Origin of the sequence: Streptomyces sp. NPDC048411, assembly GCF_040704695.1 — a bacterium.
GTDB lineage: Bacteria > Actinomycetota > Actinomycetes > Streptomycetales > Streptomycetaceae > Streptomyces.
Window position 1 is genome coordinate 49,966 of sequence record NZ_JBEZKL010000016.1, and the last position, 16,132, is coordinate 66,097.

14 protein-coding genes and 2 pseudogenes are annotated in these 16,132 nt (G+C 72.1%); 7 read left to right on the plus strand and 9 right to left on the minus strand.

Features of this window, described 5'->3' with window-relative positions; genetic code table 11:
* The first annotated feature begins 46 nt into the window (after positions 1-46).
* The gene (locus AB0915_RS09010; protein WP_366690436.1) at positions 47-955 is read left to right on the plus strand and encodes a LysR family transcriptional regulator; all 909 of its coding nucleotides are present in this window, start codon (positions 47-49) and stop codon (positions 953-955) included.
* Positions 956-1,084: 129 nt separating this feature from the next.
* On the opposite strand, the gene AB0915_RS09015 is transcribed toward AB0915_RS09010, so the two are convergent.
* On the minus strand, positions 1,085-3,673 hold the full coding sequence (locus AB0915_RS09015) for an ABC transporter permease (RefSeq protein ID WP_366690437.1): 2,589 nt from the start codon (positions 3,671-3,673) through the stop codon (positions 1,085-1,087).
* The gene (locus AB0915_RS09020) at positions 3,670-4,377 is read right to left on the minus strand and encodes an ABC transporter ATP-binding protein (protein WP_366690438.1); all 708 of its coding nucleotides are present in this window, start codon (positions 4,375-4,377) and stop codon (positions 3,670-3,672) included. Before AB0915_RS09020 ends, AB0915_RS09015 begins: the two co-directional genes overlap by 4 nt.
* A gap of 174 nt (positions 4,378-4,551) precedes the next feature.
* Here AB0915_RS09020 and AB0915_RS09025 point away from each other — a divergent pair, with 174 nt between their 5' ends.
* A complete protein-coding gene (locus AB0915_RS09025) occupies positions 4,552-5,781 on the plus strand; it encodes a sensor histidine kinase (protein WP_366690439.1) in 1,230 nt (409 codons plus the stop codon).
* On the plus strand, positions 5,769-6,428 hold the full coding sequence (locus AB0915_RS09030) for a response regulator transcription factor (protein WP_366690440.1): 660 nt from the start codon (positions 5,769-5,771) through the stop codon (positions 6,426-6,428). The genes AB0915_RS09025 and AB0915_RS09030 overlap by 13 nt, the downstream gene beginning before the upstream one ends.
* Before the next feature lie 124 nt (positions 6,429-6,552).
* Here AB0915_RS09030 and AB0915_RS09035 read toward each other — a convergent pair whose 3' ends face one another.
* Positions 6,553-7,368, minus strand: a complete 816-nt coding sequence (locus AB0915_RS09035; RefSeq protein WP_366690441.1) for a hypothetical protein — start codon at positions 7,366-7,368, stop codon at positions 6,553-6,555.
* Positions 7,365-7,907: a SigE family RNA polymerase sigma factor gene (locus AB0915_RS09040; protein WP_366690442.1), complete on the minus strand. Its 543-nt coding sequence runs from the start codon at positions 7,905-7,907 to the stop codon at positions 7,365-7,367. Before AB0915_RS09040 ends, AB0915_RS09035 begins: the two co-directional genes overlap by 4 nt.
* A 232-nt stretch (positions 7,908-8,139) precedes the next feature.
* Here AB0915_RS09040 and AB0915_RS09045 point away from each other — a divergent pair.
* Positions 8,140-8,652: pseudogene (locus tag AB0915_RS09045) on the plus strand (DUF4158 domain-containing protein); the annotation flags it as partial.
* A 98-nt stretch (positions 8,653-8,750) separates the two neighbouring features.
* On the opposite strand, the gene AB0915_RS09050 reads toward AB0915_RS09045, so the two are convergent.
* The 4 genes from AB0915_RS09050 to AB0915_RS09065 form a co-directional block, all read right to left on the minus strand.
* Positions 8,751-9,911 carry a serine hydrolase domain-containing protein gene (locus AB0915_RS09050; RefSeq protein ID WP_366690443.1) on the minus strand — a complete coding sequence of 387 codons (1,161 nt, stop codon included), beginning with the start codon at positions 9,909-9,911 and terminating at the stop codon, positions 8,751-8,753.
* Between the two features lie 203 nt (positions 9,912-10,114).
* On the minus strand, positions 10,115-10,591 hold the full coding sequence (locus AB0915_RS09055) for a Clp protease N-terminal domain-containing protein (RefSeq protein WP_366690444.1): 477 nt from the start codon (positions 10,589-10,591) through the stop codon (positions 10,115-10,117).
* Positions 10,578-10,823, minus strand: coding sequence for a hypothetical protein (locus AB0915_RS09060; protein ID WP_256647937.1), 246 nt, complete (start codon positions 10,821-10,823; stop codon positions 10,578-10,580). Before AB0915_RS09060 ends, AB0915_RS09055 begins: the two co-directional genes overlap by 14 nt.
* Positions 10,824-11,549: 726 nt before the next feature.
* The gene (locus AB0915_RS09065; RefSeq protein WP_366690445.1) at positions 11,550-11,939 is read right to left on the minus strand and encodes a VOC family protein; all 390 of its coding nucleotides are present in this window, start codon (positions 11,937-11,939) and stop codon (positions 11,550-11,552) included.
* Positions 11,940-12,027: 88 nt separating this feature from the next.
* Here AB0915_RS09065 and AB0915_RS09070 point away from each other — a divergent pair, with 88 nt between their 5' ends.
* Entirely contained in the window at positions 12,028-12,663 is a 636-nt protein-coding gene (locus AB0915_RS09070; protein WP_366690446.1) for a nucleoside/nucleotide kinase family protein, read from the plus strand.
* A gap of 72 nt (positions 12,664-12,735) precedes the next feature.
* Positions 12,736-13,863: an aminopeptidase P family protein gene (locus tag AB0915_RS09075; protein ID WP_366690447.1), complete on the plus strand. Its 1,128-nt coding sequence runs from the start codon at positions 12,736-12,738 to the stop codon at positions 13,861-13,863.
* 90 nt (positions 13,864-13,953) lie between these two features.
* Here the strand turns inward: AB0915_RS09075 and treZ are convergent, their stop codons facing one another.
* A complete protein-coding gene (gene treZ / locus AB0915_RS09080) occupies positions 13,954-15,714 on the minus strand; it encodes a malto-oligosyltrehalose trehalohydrolase (RefSeq protein WP_366690448.1) in 1,761 nt (586 codons plus the stop codon).
* Positions 15,715-15,871: 157 nt separating this feature from the next.
* On the opposite strand from treZ, the pseudogene AB0915_RS09085 reads away from it, so the two are divergent.
* Positions 15,872-16,000: pseudogene (locus AB0915_RS09085) on the plus strand (family 1 glycosylhydrolase); the annotation flags it as partial.
* Between the last annotated feature and the right edge of the window lie 132 nt (positions 16,001-16,132).

Sequence of the window (16,132 nt, forward strand, 5' to 3'; positions counted from 1 at the left end):
GGTCCCAGGTCCCGTACACCCCTCGGGGCCTGGGACAATGGATCACATGATCGATGCACGGCGGCTGCGTATTCTCCGTGCGGTGGCCGACCACCGCACCGTGACTGCGGCAGCCGCCGCGCTCTATCTGACGCCGTCCGCCGTCTCCCAGCAGCTCGCCGCCCTGGAACAGGAGACCGGCCACCGGCTGGTCGACCGCAGCGCCCGTGGCGCACGGCTCACATCGGCCGGCGAGATCCTGCTGACCCACACCAATGCGGTGCTGGCCCAGCTGGAACGGGCCGAGGCGGAGCTCGCCGCGTACGGGGCGGGAGACGCCGGTGCGGTCACGGTCGCCGCGTTCGCCACCGGCATCGGGCTCGTGCTCGCCCCCGCCATCGCTGAACTGACGCTTACCGCGCCCGGCATCCGGGTCCGGGTGCAGGACGCGGAGGGCGACGCGAGCGTGCCGATGGTGCTCGACCGGCAGGTCGATGTGGCGGTCGCCGTCGAATACCGGGGCGCGCCCGGTGACGACGACCGGCGGCTGACCCGGGTGCCGCTGTACTCGGAGCCGTTCGACGCTGTGCTGCCGGTGGGGCACCGGCTGGCCGGCCAGGACCAGGTGGCGATCGCGGACCTGGAGAAGGACCCGTGGATCGGCCCGTACCCCGGCAACCCGTGCCACGACGTGGTTGTGCTCTCCTGCGAATTCGCCGGTTTCCAGCCGAGACTGGAGCACTCCTCGGACGACTTCCGCGCGGTGGTGGCACTTGCCGGAGCGGGGGCCGGGGTGGCACTGGTGCCCAGGTCGGCGCTGCGGGGGATGGAACTCGCGGGAGTGGTGGTACGCCCGGTGGAGGGCAGCGCGCCGACCCGGCGGGTGTTCGCCGCGGTACGGCAGGGGGCGGAGGGGCATCCCCTGATCCGTCCGGTCCTCGACGCGTTGCGGGGGGCGGCGGGGCGGGTGCTGTAGCCATGCGGCGGCGGCGTCCCAATGGCTGGACGGGCTTGAGACCAAGCCCGTCCAGCCGTGGAGGACATCCTTCAGCCCGTCCGGCGCTTGAGAGGAGGTCACAGCGGCCCCGGGCCGCCCACCGCACCCTCATTGCCTCCTGACGCGGCCACCGGACGCCCCCGGGATCACGACGCCCGCCACCGCAGCCACCAGCACTGCCCCCGCCAGCACCCCGTACCGCACCGGCTCCAGGTACGGGGCCGTCCCTGCCGCCGACACCGCGAACGCCGTCAGAGGGATCGCCGCCACCGCCGTGCCGATCGTCAGGCCCGCCACGGCCACCAGCCCCGTCTCCAGGAACAGCATCCGCGTCACCTGCCTGCGCCCCGCACCCACCAGCCGCAGCAGGCGGAACTCCCGGCGGCGGCCCACCGTGATCAGGGCCAGCGTGCTCACCACCGCCAGCAGCGCGAACCCGCCGATCACCCCGACCCCGATGACGATCAGCGCGTCGTCCTCCTCCGACGACGACGGCGCGATCCGTACGTCGTCCGCCGTCGCGGCCCGGACCTGCGCACCGGCGTACGGGGCGACCGCGCGGCGCACCGACGCCGCAGCCGACCCTTCCTCCGAGCGGACCAGGATCCGGGCATCGCGCGCCGCCGACACATGGCCGGTCAGCGCCTCGCGGGGCAGTATGAACTCGCCGAGCCCCAGGGCCCGTTCGTACACCGCCACCACCCGCAGCCGTGTCTGTGCACCGTCACCGAGCCGCAGCCGCACCCGGTCGCCGACGCCGACGCCGAGCTCGTCCGCCCGGTCCCTGCCGACGGCGACCGTGGAGCGCCCCGTCAGGGCGGCCAGGTCACCCGATGCGACGCCCGGATCGACCGTGCCGGACAGCTCGTCCGCCGTCACACCCAGCACCGGGTAGCGGTCCAGCTTCGGATCGCCCATCTCGTGGTGCGCGAGCATGACCGACGACCGCAGCACACCTGTCGCAGCCGCCACACCCGGCGCCCCGCGCACCGCGGCAGCCGCGTCCCCGGGCAGTCCCGCCGGAGCCGTCACCACCAAGTCCGCCCGCAGCGCGGCCGCCGACTGCCGGTCGGCGGCCCGTTCCAGCGTCGCCCCCGCCGTCAGCTGGACGCAGACGAACGCGACCACCAGCACGATCGGCGTGATCGCCGCGCCCAGCCGCCGGTTGTGCGCGGCGGCCGACTTCGCCGCCAGGAACCCGGAGACACCGCCCGCACGTCGCAGCGGCGCACCCAGCACCCGCGTCGACGCCCGTGCGATCCACGGCCCGAGCAGCGCCACCGCGATGACCAGCGACGTCGCCGCACCCGACGCGGCCACCGCGGCCGCCTGACCGCCCTGCGCCATGGCCGCGACCGCCGAGCCGACCCCGGACACGGCCAGCAGCCCGCCCGCACCGGTCCGCAGCCGGCCCGGCTCACCCGGCTCGGGGGCGCGCGCCGCACTCAGCGCGGCGGCGGGCCGCATCCCGGTGATCGACCGGGCGGCGAGCAGCGAGACCGGACGCGCGGCCCCGGCGACAACCACCGCGGCGGCCACGGCTGCCGCGAGCGGCAGCCACAGCGGCGCGGGCAGCGGCAGCGGATCCGTCGTCAGCAGCGACCGCATCAGCAGCCCCAGCGGTACGGCCCCGGCCCCGCCGAGCACCACCGCCGCACCGGCCACCCGGCTCACCTCCCGGCCGACCGCCGACCTGAGCTGCCGCGGCGTCGCGCCGACCGCCCGCAGCAGCGCCAGCTCACCGGAGCGCTGGTGGACCGCCTGGGAGACGGTCGTGGAAAGAACGAGAAGCGCCACCATGAGGACCGTGCCCGCGATCGAGCCGAGCAGCGCCAGCAGGTCACCGCGGCCGCCCAGCGCGTCCAGGTGCTCGGCCTCTCCGCGTGCGGGGCCGGTGAGGACCCGGATGCCGCGCCCGGTGTCCGTACGGTCGGGCAACGCGTCGGCCAACGAGTCCCGCAACGCGTCCGAGGAGACGCCGTCCCGCGCGACGATCCCGACCGCGTCGACCGTGCCCGGGTGTCCGGCCAGCGCGGTCAGCCGCGCTTCGGTGAAGAAGACGGCGGGGGTTCCCTCGCCCCGACTGCCCGCGTCCGCGACACCGCTGACGGTGTACGGGCGCGCGGCGCCTTCCACCTGGAGTTTCACGGTCGAGCCGACCTCGGCCCCGGCGGCTGCCAGCGCCCGGTCGACGACCACCTCGTCCGCACTCCGCGGCGCCCGGCCGGAGGTCAGCTCGTACCCGGTGAGCACCGCCGACGGCCAGGAACGGCCGACCGCACCGGCGCCACCACCCAGCGTCAGCGGCACCGAGTCGTCCGCGACCGCCTTCGCCACCCCGTCGGCCGCCGCGGCCTTCGCCACCACGGCCCGGTCCAGCCGGGCCCGTTCCGACAGATATGCCGTCACCGTCGTCGGCTCACTGCCCCACGGCTTCGCGGTGTACGACACCTTCTGGTCGGCCGCCACCACCGCGTCCGCGCCCGCGTACCGCTCCACCGGCGGCCGCGCCAGCAGCAGCGAGCCGAGCACCAGCGCGAATGCACCGATCAGCGCCGCTGTGGCCGCCGCCGTCGCGAACACCGCGGCCCAGGCCCGCCGGTGCGCCGTCACCGAGCGCCCGGCCAGGAACGCCGACGCGCGCCGCGCCCCGGATCGCGCCCGCACGGTCTCCGCCTTGCGGATCCTCGCGCTCATCGCAGCCGCCCGCCGTCCATCGTCAGCACGGTGTCCGCCCAGCTCGCCGCCACCGGATCATGGGTGACCATGACGACCGTACGGCCGTCGATCCGGACCGCGTCCCGCAGCAGACCGAGGACCAGCGCCGCCGACTCCGGGTCCAGGGAAGCCGTCGGCTCGTCCGCGAAGATCACCGCGGGTTCGGTCACCAGCGCGCGGGCCACCGCGACCCGCTGCTGCTGGCCGCCCGAGAGCGTGGTCGGACTCTCCGCGCCGCGCCCCGCAAGACCCACGCGCGCCAGCAGATCCTGCCCCCGGGCCAGCACCCCGGCATCGCCCGGATCCGCTCCCGCGAGCACCAGCGGCAGAACGACGTTCTCCTCGATGGACAGCGACGGCACCAGGTTCAGTGCGTGCGACTGGAAGACGAAGCCCACCCGGTCCCGGCGGAGCCGGGTCAGTGCCGCCTCGCTCAGCGACCCCAGGTCGGTGCCACCGATCCGTACCGTTCCCGAGGTGGGACGGTCCAGCCCCGCCGCGCACTGCAGGAACGTGCTCTTGCCGGACCCGGAAGGGCCGACCACCGCGGTGAAGCTCCCGGCCGGGACCGCGCAAACCGCGTCGAGCGCCACCACCTCCCGGGCGCGGCCGCGCCGCCCGTAGCGCCGGCTCACCGACTCCAGGCTCAGCGCTGTCGCCCGCACTGCCGTGACCGTGTCCACCGTTGGTTACCTCCGCTGTTGCTGACGTACCGCCTGACCTGCATAAACGTTAGGAGCGAGCGGGGATGCGGGGGAGAGTGCGCGCTCCCGGAACGGGGGTACAGCCAGCTCCACCACGAGCCGGGGACGGGCCCCACTCCGCAGCCGGGCGGGCCCCCCGTAACGTGATCTGACATGAGCACCGATCCCGCCCCGCTGACAGTCGCCATCCGGCGTTCGTGGGATGCCTCGCGCTATCTGTTCATCGGCGTTCCGGTGGCACTGCTCGCCTATCTGTGCGTGTTCCTGGTGGCCGCCGTCCTGATGTTCGCCGCCGTGATCATCGGACTGCCCGCCCTGCCGGAGGCCGCCAAACTGCTGCGGCGCTTCGCGGACTTCGAGCGCCGCCGGTCCGCCGCGCGGCTCGGGGTGCCGTTCAGCCCGGCGCAGTATCTTCCGCTGGACGGCGGGGAACTGTCCGAGCGGGTCCGCCGAGTCCTCACCGACCCCGCGACCTGGCGCGACGCGCTCTGGCTGCCGGCCCAGGCGCTCCTCGGCAACGTACTCGCCTATCTCACCATGATCCTGTGGCCGGTCGGTCTTTTCGTGGACGGGGCCGCACTGACCGTCGTCCACGCCCTGGACCGGCGCACCGCCGACGAGTACGGCACACCGCTTCCCGAGCGGCAGGGCTGGGTACTGCGCTGGCATCCCGTGCTCGCGGACCTCGCGGCGAGCTGGTCCCATTCGCTGCTGACCTCGTCGCACTCCGCCGAACTCGGCGACCGGATCGCGCAGCTGACGGAGAGCCGGGCCGGTGCCGTCGAGGCGCACGGCGCCGAACTGCGCCGGATCGAAAGGGATCTGCACGACGGAGCCCAGGCCAGGATCGTCGCCCTGTCGATGCGCATCGGGCTCGCCAAGCAACTCCTCGACCGCGACCCCGCCGCCGCCCGGCTCCGCCTCGACGAGGCCCAGGACGGCGCGGAGGCAGCCCTCGCGGAGCTGCGGCACGTGGTCCGCGGCATCCATCCGCCCGTCCTGACGGACCGTGGACTGGCGGGTGCGGTACGGGCGCTGGCCGCCGATGTCGCCGTACCCGTCACCGCGGACCTCGACGGTGTCGAGGACGGGCGGCGGCTCCCGGCCGCCATCGAGGCGGCCGCGTACTTCGTGGTCGCCGAGTCGCTCACCAACATCAGCAAGCACAGTGGCGCGACGGCCGCCACGGTCCGGATCGGCCGGGGCCCCGACACCTTGCGTGTGGTCATCGGGGACGATGGACACGGCGGCGCGGACGAACGCGCCGGCAGCGGCCTGGTGGGGATCAGGCGGCGGGTCGCCGCGCTGGACGGCACCACCCGCATCAGCAGCCCCACCGGAGGGCCGACGGACATCGAAGTGGAGCTGCCGTGCGGATCGTGATCGCCGAGGACAACGCCCTGCTGCGGGAGGGCCTGATCCTGCTGCTCACCAGTTCGGGCCACGAGGTGGTGGCCGACGCGGCCACCGGGCCCGAGATCCTTCCCGCCCTGCTGAAGCACCGGCCGGACGCCGCCGTCCTCGACGTACGGCTGCCGCCGACGTTCCGGGACGAGGGCCTGCGCGCCGCCGTCGCGGCCCGCGCGGAGCTGCCCGAGCTGCCGATCCTCGTCCTGTCCCAGTACGTCGAGGAGACCTACGCCGCCGAGCTGCTCGCCCAGGGCGCCCAGGGCATCGGCTACCTCCTCAAGGACCGGGTGGGCCGGGTCGACCAGTTCCTGGAGGCCCTCGACCGGGTGGCGGCGGGCGGCACGGCCCTCGACCCGGAGGTCGTGACCCAGTTGCTGACCCGCAGGTCGTCCGCCGAACCGCTGCAGAGTCTCACCCCGCGCGAACGCGAGGTGCTGGAACTGATGGCCCAGGGCAAGGCGAACGGCACCATCGCCGCCGAACTCGTCGTCACGGAGAGGGCGGTGAGCAAGCACATCGGCTCGATCTTCGCCAAGCTCGGTCTGGAACCGGACGACGGCACGGTGCACCGGCGGGTGCTCGCCGTACTCGCGTACCTGGAAGGCCGGGCGAACCGCTGAACACGCCGCCCGGCCGCCCGGCCCGACGCGCCCGGCCGCTCAGTCCGACGCGGCCCGCAGTCGGGCGACCGGCTGCGGGCCTGCGTGCGAACCGGGGCGCGCGGCGCCGGGCGATCCAGCCGGGTCAGAAGCGCCAGGCGGGGTCGTTCGCGATCGCCAGCAGCTCGGCGGTGCCCAGCGGTGGCCGCGACGCGGCGGTGTCCCGCGACCGCGTCGAGCTCGGGGTGCCGCCCCACTGCTGGAGGGTCACCGTCCGGCCGTCCGCGCGCAGTACACGTACGTACTGTGACACCCGGCCGTCCTGCGGGAACCGGAGTGTCACCGCCTCCGCCCGCCCGCCGTCGAGATCGATCACCTCGCACTCATGCGACGGGGCGACGTCCTGCGGCTTCGGCGCGCCCGGCCGGGGCGTGACCTTGGGTGTCGCGAGCCTCGCGCACAGCGGCACCTGCGGGGCGTCGGCGGTGTAGTCGGCGCCGCCGATGAAGTTCACCGGTCCGGTGCCGTCGTCCCATGTCACACGGTAGGTCCGGCCAGGGAAGTCGCCCTCGTGGACGGTCGTCCTGCCCGGCGGGAGCAGCGTGACGAGGGTGTCGGCGAGCTGCTCGCTGCGCCAGTGTGTCGTGTGCTCACGTCCCGGGCCGAAGCTGTCCGGCCGCAGCGGCTTCGAGTCGGAGCCGGCGCCGGACGCGGTCAGCACCATCGGCCCGACGAGCGGGTCGGTGGCGGCCGACGGGCTCGGCACCGTACCGGCACCGGTCGTGGTCAGTGCCACCACGGCCATCGCCGTCCCGGCGGTCAGGCCCGCACCGGCGAGTGCGAGGCGACGCACCGACCGGCGGCGGCGTCCGGCGGAAACTGCCGCGTCGACGTTGATTCGTACCGGTGGCTCGTCGTCGAGCCCGGCTTCCAGCAGGGTCTTGACGTCGTGGTCGTTCATGGCAGGGCAACCTTCTCTCGGGTGGCGGCGACATGCGCGGCGAACGTGTCGAACGTGTCGCTGTCGCCGAGTAGTTCTCGCAAGCGGACCAGTGCCCGCGCGGTGTGACTCTTGACGGTTCCGGCAGTGCAGCCCATGGCTTTGGCGGTCGCGGCGATGTCCAGGTCGGCCCAGTAGCGCAGCACCACCACCGCGCGCTGGCGCGGTGGAAGGGCGGCCAGCGCAGCACGGACCTGGAGCCCGAGCGCCGGATCCGTGCCGGGCCCGGCGTGGTCGGGCAGTGCGGCGGTGGGGTGCTCGCGGCGCCAACGGCGCCGCGTGTGGTCGACGCAGGCTCGGGTCAGCACACGGTGGGCGTACGCGTCCATGTTGTGTATCTGGCGCCGCCGACTCCACGCGACGTACAGCTTCGTCAGCGCCGTCTGGGTGATGTCCTCGGCATGGTGCCAGTCACCGCACATCAGGTACGCGGTGCGCCGCAGGTGCGGCAGCCGGTCCTCGGCAAAACCGCGGAACTCCGCCAGGTCCTCGGTACGCAAATGCGCGCCTCCGTTCGTCTCTGACCACTTCGACGGAGCGGACACCCCCGGGGGATGTCACCGGGCGGCGGGTTTCTTGCCGGAGATTCTTCTGACGCCCCGTGACATCTTCCGGGCCCGCCGCGCTGCTCGCCCAGGAGCACCCGGACTGGAAGGGCCCGCAACTCAAGGCCGCGCTGGTCTCGTCGGCGAAGCCGGGCGCCGGGCGGGGCGCGTACGCTGACCAACCTTCCGGGACGCCTACGGCTACCACCCGTTCGAGGACGCGGAGTGGGGGCGGAAGTTCCGCGCGTTCCTGCATGGGCGGGCGTGGACGGGCGCCGAGGGACCGGTGGCTCTGTTCAACCAGGCGGTCGGCCGGCTGCGCCGCCACCGGGTGCTGCCGGGCGTGAGTGTGCTGGCCAAGCAGGTCGCATCCGTACGTCAGGTCGCAGAGAAGCGGCTGTACGCGACGGTGGCGGGCGCTGCGCGGCGGGCGGACGCGTCGCTGTCGGCGGATCTGGTGGCGCTGCTCGGGGTGCCGAAGGGGCGGCGGATCCCGGAGTTGGAGCGGCTCCCGGCGTTGGCGAGGCGGAAGATGAAGGGCAAGCCACTGCTGCGGCGTGAGATCGACGCCAAGTTGGTGCCAGCGGCGTGGAAGAAGGCGGTGTACTCCAACCCGGAGCTGCCCGAGGGGACGGTGGACTGTGACGCGTACGTGGTGGGCGTGCTGGAGCAGCTGTTCCGCGCGCTGAACCGGCGCGACGGTGGCCTGCGCCCGCTGTGCGACCCTGGTGCGCCGGACGACGACGGCGGGCGGGAGTGAGTATCAGGAGCCGAGCCGGACCGACCCGTGACCGGTGTTCAGGTATCGCTCCGGCGGCAGAACTTCGCCTGAAGTAGATCAGTGAAGATGCCGATGGGGTCGTCCCAACCGCCATTGCTCCAGTCGCCGTTGACGTTGGTGGTGACCATCTGTTCGCCATCGCGAGCGCCGTAGGCGTAGGACCACGATCCGAAGAGTGCACCCCCCATGCCCCAGACCGTTTCCCCGCAGGGCAGTCTCACTGAGGAAACGCCGAGGCCGTAGGCGGCGTTGGAAATCCAGTCGCGGGTGGGCACGGTGGTGAACATGTCGCGTTGCTGGTCCGGTGGCAGTATCCGGCCCCTCAGCAGGGCGCCGAAGAACCGGTTGAGGTCCCCGGCGGTGGAGATCATGCCGCCGGCTGCCCAGAACATGGATGAATCGAGCTCGGTCGCGTCGTGGACCGGCGCGCCGGGGGCGGTCTGGAACAGCTTCGTGTAGTGCCGGGAGTGTGGCCCGTGGATCGTTGGGTCGCTGCCGTTCGGCAGGTGCGTACCAGCCAGGCCGAATGGGCGGGAGATCCGCTCGGTGATCTCCTCGGCAAGCGCGCGGCCGGTGGCCCGTTCGATGATCATGCCGGCGAGGACGTAGTTGGTGTTGGAATACGCCCAGCCCGAACCCGGTGTGAAGGTGGGCGGATGGGCCATGGCGATCTGCACCAATGACTCGGGCGGGTGTGTCTCGTAACGGTTCAGTGCTTCCTGGTCATCGGTGTAGTTGAAGATCCCGCTGGTGTGGTTGAGCAGCATCCTGATGTTCACCCTGGCACCGTCGTGGTGATGGCCCTGTACCACGCCGGGCAGCCACTGTTCCGCGGTGTCATCCAGGCTCAGCCTGCCTTCCGCCGCCAGCTGCAGCACGACGGTGGCCACGAACGTCTTGCTGATGCTGCCGATGCGGAACCGGTCCTGCTGTGAACGCTTGCGGCCGGTTCGGGTGTCGGCCACTCCTGCGGTCCCGAACCACTGCCGGTCGCCGTCGCACACCTCAGCAAGAATGCCGGGAAGGCCGCCTTGAGTCACGGCTTGCTGAAGTAAGCGCTGGACTGCCTCGTAGCCCTCAGCCCCTGAGGCCGGTGCGGACTCGGATACAGTGCCCCCTGCTCTGGCCGGTTCGGCGCCCGGTCGGCCGCTTTCTGTATGAGCGGTGTGTTGGTGCATGTGGTCCTCCTTGTCGTGTGTGACCCGTAGATGACCGCCCGGCCCCTATCCACAGCGTGATTCACTGGCCCACCGGCTCTCACCAGGGGTTTAGAGCCCAGCGCAGCGTGCGATCCATCGCGCACGCCTACCGGACCCACCGCACCTCACGGCAAGGGCACGGCCGCGCGGGGTGAACTGGCTGTGTCAGCTGTGTCCGGTGGTCACTGATCCTGGCTGTTGAGCGTCTGCCGTACGCGGTCCGCCAACTCGGCCTGATCGATACCGGCCAAGGCGAGAGCACGTGGCACGGTGCCGATTTGAGCCTGCAGGATCCCGAGCAGCAAATGTGCTGACCGCAGGTCCTTCTTGCGAGCGGAGCCGAAGCTCCGCTCCAGTGCGAGTCTGGCGGACGCACCCATCTTGGGCTGCGGGGAAGCGTGGCTCGGCCTGGGAAGGCCATAGGCGGCTGGAGACACTCCAACCATGCTCAGGCTGTGCTCGAACTCTCGGTCCAGTGCGTCGCGGACAGCAGCGCGACCGAGCCCGACCGAGACCAGGACCTGCTGTGCGGTAGACCCCTGATCGGCGGCGAGCGACAACAGGAGATGCTGCGCGTCGATCGTCGTCGAACCGTCCTCGTGGGCTTCGTGCATCGCCCGCACGATGACCGCGTGCAGGTACTTGTCAAACGCGCTCATCGCCGCGCCTCCTCAGCTTGACTCCGGCGGCGATGAGCCGCTTGGCGTGCTTCTTGTGGACGGCTTGGCGGGTGACACCGAGCGCCTCGGAGACCTGCGGCCAGCTCCAGCCCGCCCGCATGGCCTGCTCGACAGCGGCGTCCTCCAGTTGATCGGCGAGGCGCCGCAACGCCACGACAGCCGCCAGGGCGTCAGCGGGCTCATGGGGAAGGGAATTCTTGCCGACGGACATGCAAGCAACCGTAGTTGACTAATTGAGATAGTCAACCCGAGTTGCTAACGACTCGGGGAGGGTGCGGTGATCCGTCGAAGGCTCGTGATCACGGGCCGCCCTGTCGGCAAACGATCGGATGACGACAGGCACGGTAGGCATCCAATGAACCCGGACAATCCGGGGCGCTGGGGCGGCGCCGATCCAATCAGATCCGATGCTGATTGATGACAGTTGACCACAGATGGGCTCCGTCCCTCCGCGCGGAAAGGGCCGCAATGGCCAATCTGATCTACAAGCGGGTCTCGACCGACCAGCAGTCGACCGCCCGACCTGCGATGGACCTCGCCGCCCGCCACCCGCGCGCCTGAGAGCTGTTGTCCACCGTGAAGTTCATGGTGCAGACCCTCGCGGCCGCCGGCGAACTCCAGCGCGAGCTCCAGCGGGAGCTGACGTACGACCGGCTGCGGGCCGCCGAGGCCAAGGGCAACAAGGGCGGGCGCCGCCCGGCCATCACGATAGAGAAGCCGCTGTCCGCCGGTGTCAAGGCGGCCGGACAGCGGGGTTTTCGTCGTCGGCTCTGTCGGCCGGGTCCGCAAGGGCACCCTGCCGTCGCGCCCGGAAGCGGATGCGTGAGCGTTCCGCCGGTGGGACCGCGAGTCGACGACGGCGGCCGTCGGATCAGTCATGTCACTGAACGCAACAGCGGCCATCGACAACGCTCCCGCGAGGCGGGAAGCCCGCGGTTCACGCGGGCTGGAGCAGGTCCCAGCGGTTGCCGTACAGGTCCTCGAAGACCACGACCGAGCCGTACGGTTCGTGGCGCGGCTCCTCCAGGAAGCGAACTCCGGCCGCCAGCATCCGTGCGTGGTCGGCTGCGAAGTCCTCGGTGTGCAGGAAGAAACCGACCCGGCCGCCGGTCTGCGCGCCGACGGAGGCCCTCTGATCCTCGTCCTTGGCGCGGGCCAGCAGCAGCCCCGTACCTACCGCGGCGCCGCGCGGGCGGACGACGACCCAGCGGGATCCGTCCCCTCGGTCGGTGTCCTCGACGAGTTCGAAGCCGAGGGCGTTCGTGTAGAAGGAGAGGGCCTCGTCGTAGTCGCGGACGACCAAAGTGACCAGGGCGATGTGGGACATGGCGGTTCCTCGGGGGTGCGGAGCTGGGGCACAGGTGGGTTATACGTAACGCTACCGAGGGCGCCGCCATGCCGGGACAATGCCTGGCATGCACACGAGTGACGTCGGTGAACTGTCGGCCCGCGCCCGCCGGCTCGCCGCCCCCGGCCATCGCCGCATACTCGGCATCGCGGGGGCGCCCGGAGCCGGTAAGTCAACCCTCGCCGGCCGCCTCGTCGACGCGTTGGCCGGGCTCGCCGTCCTCGTCCCGATGGACGGCTTCCACCTGGCCCGGGCCGAGCTGGACCGGCTGGGCCGGGCCGACCGCAAGGGCGCCCCCGACACGTTCGACGCCGCCGGGTACGCCGCCCTGCTGCGACGCCTGCGCACGCCCGAGGAGGAGGGGCCCGTCTACGCTCCGGTCTTCGACCGCACCCTGGAGGAGCCGATCGCCGGGGCCGTTCCCGTAGCCCCGCACATCCCGCTCGTCGTCACCGAGGGCAATTACCTGCTCCACGACGACGGCCCGTGGGCGCCGGTGCGCGGGCTGCTCGACGAGGTCTGGTTCCTGGACCTCGACCCGGAGGTACGGGTCCGCCGGCTCGTCGACCGCCATGTGCGGTTCGGCAAGCCCCGGCCGTACGCGGAGCGCTGGGTGGCCGGATCCGACGAAAGCAATGCCCGGCTCGTCGACCGTGGCCGGGACCGCGCCGACCTCGTCGTACGGCTGCGCCCGACGCCCTGACCCCGCACTCGCGCCGACCGCTGCCGCCGGGCAGGATGTCGTGTGCCGTGTCGCATCGCCAGGAGGTCCCGCATGTCCAGCCCCGACCAGCCCGTGCCGTTCACCGCCGATGACTACCGGGCGAGGATGGAGCGGGCCGCCGAGTCCGCCGCCGAGTCGGGGCTCGCGGGTGTCCTCGTCGCACCGGGCCCGGACCTCGTCCACCTGACCGGCTACCACCCCGTGAACACCGAACGCCTCACCCTCCTCGTCCTCAGGGCGGGCCAGGACCCGGTCCTCGTCGTCCCCACCCTGGAGGCACCGGACGCCGAGCGGGCCGTCGGCTCCCCGGCGCTGACCCTGCGCGACTGGACCGACGGCAAGGACCCGTACGCCGTGACCGCCCCGCTGCTCGACGCGGCCGGCCGCTTCGGGGTCAGCGACAACGCCTGGGCGATGCACCTGCTCGGGCTGCAGAATTTCCTCCCCGGCACCTCGTACGTCTCCCTCACCGAGGCCCTGCCGATGCTGCGGGCGGTCAAGGACGCGGCCGAGCTGGAGCGGCTCGCGGCAGCGGGGGCCGCCGCCGACGCCACGTACGAGGAGATCCTGAAGGTCCGCTTCTCCGGCCGCAAGGAGACCGACGTCGCCGCCGATCTCGCCGCGCTGCTCAAGCAGTTCGGGCACTCGCAGGTCGACTTCACCGTCGTCGGCTCCGGGCCCAACGGCGCCAACCCGCACCACGAGGCGGGCGACCGCACGATCGAGCGCGGCGACATGGTGGTGCTGGACTTCGGCGGCCTCAAGCACGGCTACGGCTCCGACACCTCGCGTACGGTCCATGTCGGCGAACCCAGCACCGAGGAGCAGCGGGTGCACGACATCGTGCGGGAGGCGCAGGAGGCCGGCTGCCGCGCGGTCCGGCCCGGCGTCGCCTGCCAGGAGATCGACCGGGCGGCCCGCGCTGTCATCACCGAGTTCGGCTACGGCGAGCGCTTCATCCACCGCACCGGCCACGGCATCGGCGTCACCACCCATGAGCCCCCGTACATGATCGAGGGCGAGGAGCAGCCGCTGGTGCCCGGGATGTGCTTCTCCGTGGAGCCCGGCATCTATCTGCCGGGCCGGTTCGGCGTCCGTATCGAGGACATCGTGACCGTCACGGAGGACGGTGGGCGCCGGCTCAACACCACCGCACGCGAGCTGGCGATCGTCGAATAGCCGGGCCGGGAGGAGCGTTCAGCCCCCCGGCTTCCGCCTCCCGTCGCGGAAGTGGAGCTGTACGTCGTACGGCACCACTTCCGCGGACCCTCAGTCGTCGGCGAGCACCACGCACGACTCGGGCGGCAGATGCAGCAGCCCGTCCGCGCCCGGCGTCTCCACCGGCTTCCAGGCGGCCAGTACCCTGCCCCGGCTGTTCCGGTTCCGTCCGACGCCGAGCGGGATCGTGGCCGGCTTCTCGTCGAGGTTGACCGCGATCCGCAGATCGCCCCTGCGATAGGCGAGCCAGCGCGCCTGCTCGTCATGGGCGGTCTTCACCGCGGCCAGATCCGGATCCGACAGATCGGGCAAAGTGCGGCGCAGTGCGATCAGTTCGCGGTACCAGGCCTGGATGCGGGCGTGCGGTTCGCGTTCCGGTTCGGTCCAGTCCAGACAGGAGCGGTCGCGAGTGGCCGGGTCCTGGGGGTCCGGGATGTCGTCCGCCGCCCAGCCGTGCGCCGCGAACTCCCGGCGCCTGCCGCTGCGTACCGCTTCCGCGAGCGCCGGGTCGGTGTGGTCGGTGAAGAACTGCCAGGGGGTACGGGCGCCCCACTCCTCGCCCATGAACAGCATCGGGGTGAACGGGCCGGTCAGCACGAGTGCCGCCGCGCAGGCCAGCAGCCCGGGGGAGAGGGAGGCGGAGAGCCGGTCGCCGAGTGCCCGGTTGCCGATCTGGTCATGGGTCTGCGCGTAGCCGACGAAGCGGGTGGCCGCGGTGCGGGCGGTGTCGACGGGGCGGCCGTGGGTGCGGCCGCGGAAGGCGGAGTACGTGCCGTTGTGGAAGAAGGCGCTCGTCACGGTCTTGGCGAGGGCGGTCAGCGGGGCGGTGGCGAAATCGGCGTAATAGCCCTGGGACTCGCCGGTCAGCGCCGTGTGCAGGGCGTGGTGGAAGTCGTCGTTCCACTGGGCGTGCAGCCCGATGCCGCCCGCCGCGCGCGGCGTTGTCGTACGCGGGTCGCAGAGGTCCGACTCGGCGATCAGCGGCAGCGGACGACCGAGCTCCGCGGCGAGCGCGTCGACCGCCGCGGACAGCTCCTCCAGGAAGGTCAGCGCCCGGGTGTCGGCGAGGGCGTGGACCGCGTCGAGGCGCAGTCCGTCGAACCGGTAGTCGCGCAGCCAGCCGAGTGCGCTGCCCAGCAGATACGCGCGGACCTCGTCGGATCCCGCGGCGTCGAGGTTGACCGCGGCGCCCCACGGCGTGTGGTGGGTCTCGGTGAAGTACGGGCCGAAGGCGGGCAGGTGGTTGCCGGACGGTCCCAGGTGGTTGTGGACCACGTCGAGGACCACCGCAAGACCGAGCCCGTGCGCCGTGTCGACAAAGCGCTTCAGCCCGTCGGGGCCGCCGTACGGTTCGTGCACGGCCCACAGCGACACCCCTTCGTAACCCCACCCGTGCCGGCCGGGGAACGGGCAGACGGGCATGAGCGACACATGGGTGACGCCCAGCTCGGCGAGGTGCGGCAGCCGCGCCGCGGCGGCGTCGAAGGTGCCTTCCTCGGTGTACGTGCCGACGTGCAGCTCGTACAGGACGGCGCCCGGCAGTCCCCTGCCCGCCCACTCGGCGCGCCAGGCGTACGCCTCCTGGTCGACGACGGCGCTCTCGCCGTCCGGGCCGTCCGGCTGGCGGCGCGAGCGCGGATCGGGCAGCACGGGGCCGTCGTCGAGGACGAAGCCGTACCGGTCCCCGTCCGCGGCCTCCGCCTCGGCTGTCCACCAGCCCGTCCGTGCCGGGTCGCGCTCCATCGCCCGCAGCTCACCCGCCAGCCGCAGACCGACGGAATCCGCCTCCGGTGCCCATACCTCGAACAGCATGCGTCGCTCCTCGTCTCCTCGTAACGGCCCCATGGTCGGCAGAAGTCGGGATCACCGGCCCACGACGCGGGATCGAGCCCGTTACTGGCGATTAAGGTCTGGTTCTGATCATTGCCCTGCCAGGTTCTGCTCATACGTACGGCTGCTGGAGGCCGAGATGATCGTGCCGACGTTCCCGCCAGGATTCCTCTGAGGAGCCGCCGCCTCCGCCTTCCAGACCGAAGGAGCAGCCGACACCGACGGCAAGGGCCCCTCCGGCTGGGACTCCTTCGCCGCCCAGCCGGGACTGCGGTTCCGTGCGGTTGTCCTCCACGGTCATCGGCCGCTCGCCGTCAGCTCGGTGGTATCCGCAGGGCCTGTCCTTCGGATCAGGCCGGGGGCGCCCGGATCTTACGAACGGCCCCCTCGATGATCAATA

What these genes read in the sequence shown, in the direction of transcription:
- AB0915_RS09010 (WP_366690436.1), top strand. Translation starts at nt 47, where the DNA reads ATGATCGATGCACGGCGGCTGCGTATTCTCCGTGCGGTGGCCGACCAC.
- AB0915_RS09015 (WP_366690437.1), bottom strand. Translation starts at nt 3,673, where the DNA reads ATGAGCGCGAGGATCCGCAAGGCGGAGACCGTGCGGGCGCGATCCGGG.
- AB0915_RS09025 (WP_366690439.1), top strand. Translation starts at nt 4,552, where the DNA reads ATGAGCACCGATCCCGCCCCGCTGACAGTCGCCATCCGGCGTTCGTGG.
- AB0915_RS09035 (WP_366690441.1), bottom strand. Translation starts at nt 7,368, where the DNA reads ATGAACGACCACGACGTCAAGACCCTGCTGGAAGCCGGGCTCGACGAC.
- AB0915_RS09050 (WP_366690443.1), bottom strand. Translation starts at nt 9,911, where the DNA reads ATGCACCAACACACCGCTCATACAGAAAGCGGCCGACCGGGCGCCGAA.
- AB0915_RS09055 (WP_366690444.1), bottom strand. Translation starts at nt 10,591, where the DNA reads ATGAGCGCGTTTGACAAGTACCTGCACGCGGTCATCGTGCGGGCGATG.
- AB0915_RS09060 (WP_256647937.1), bottom strand. Translation starts at nt 10,823, where the DNA reads ATGTCCGTCGGCAAGAATTCCCTTCCCCATGAGCCCGCTGACGCCCTG.
- AB0915_RS09065 (WP_366690445.1), bottom strand. Translation starts at nt 11,939, where the DNA reads ATGTCCCACATCGCCCTGGTCACTTTGGTCGTCCGCGACTACGACGAG.
- AB0915_RS09070 (WP_366690446.1), top strand. Translation starts at nt 12,028, where the DNA reads ATGCACACGAGTGACGTCGGTGAACTGTCGGCCCGCGCCCGCCGGCTC.
- AB0915_RS09075 (WP_366690447.1), top strand. Translation starts at nt 12,736, where the DNA reads ATGTCCAGCCCCGACCAGCCCGTGCCGTTCACCGCCGATGACTACCGG.
- treZ (WP_366690448.1), bottom strand. Translation starts at nt 15,714, where the DNA reads ATGCTGTTCGAGGTATGGGCACCGGAGGCGGATTCCGTCGGTCTGCGG.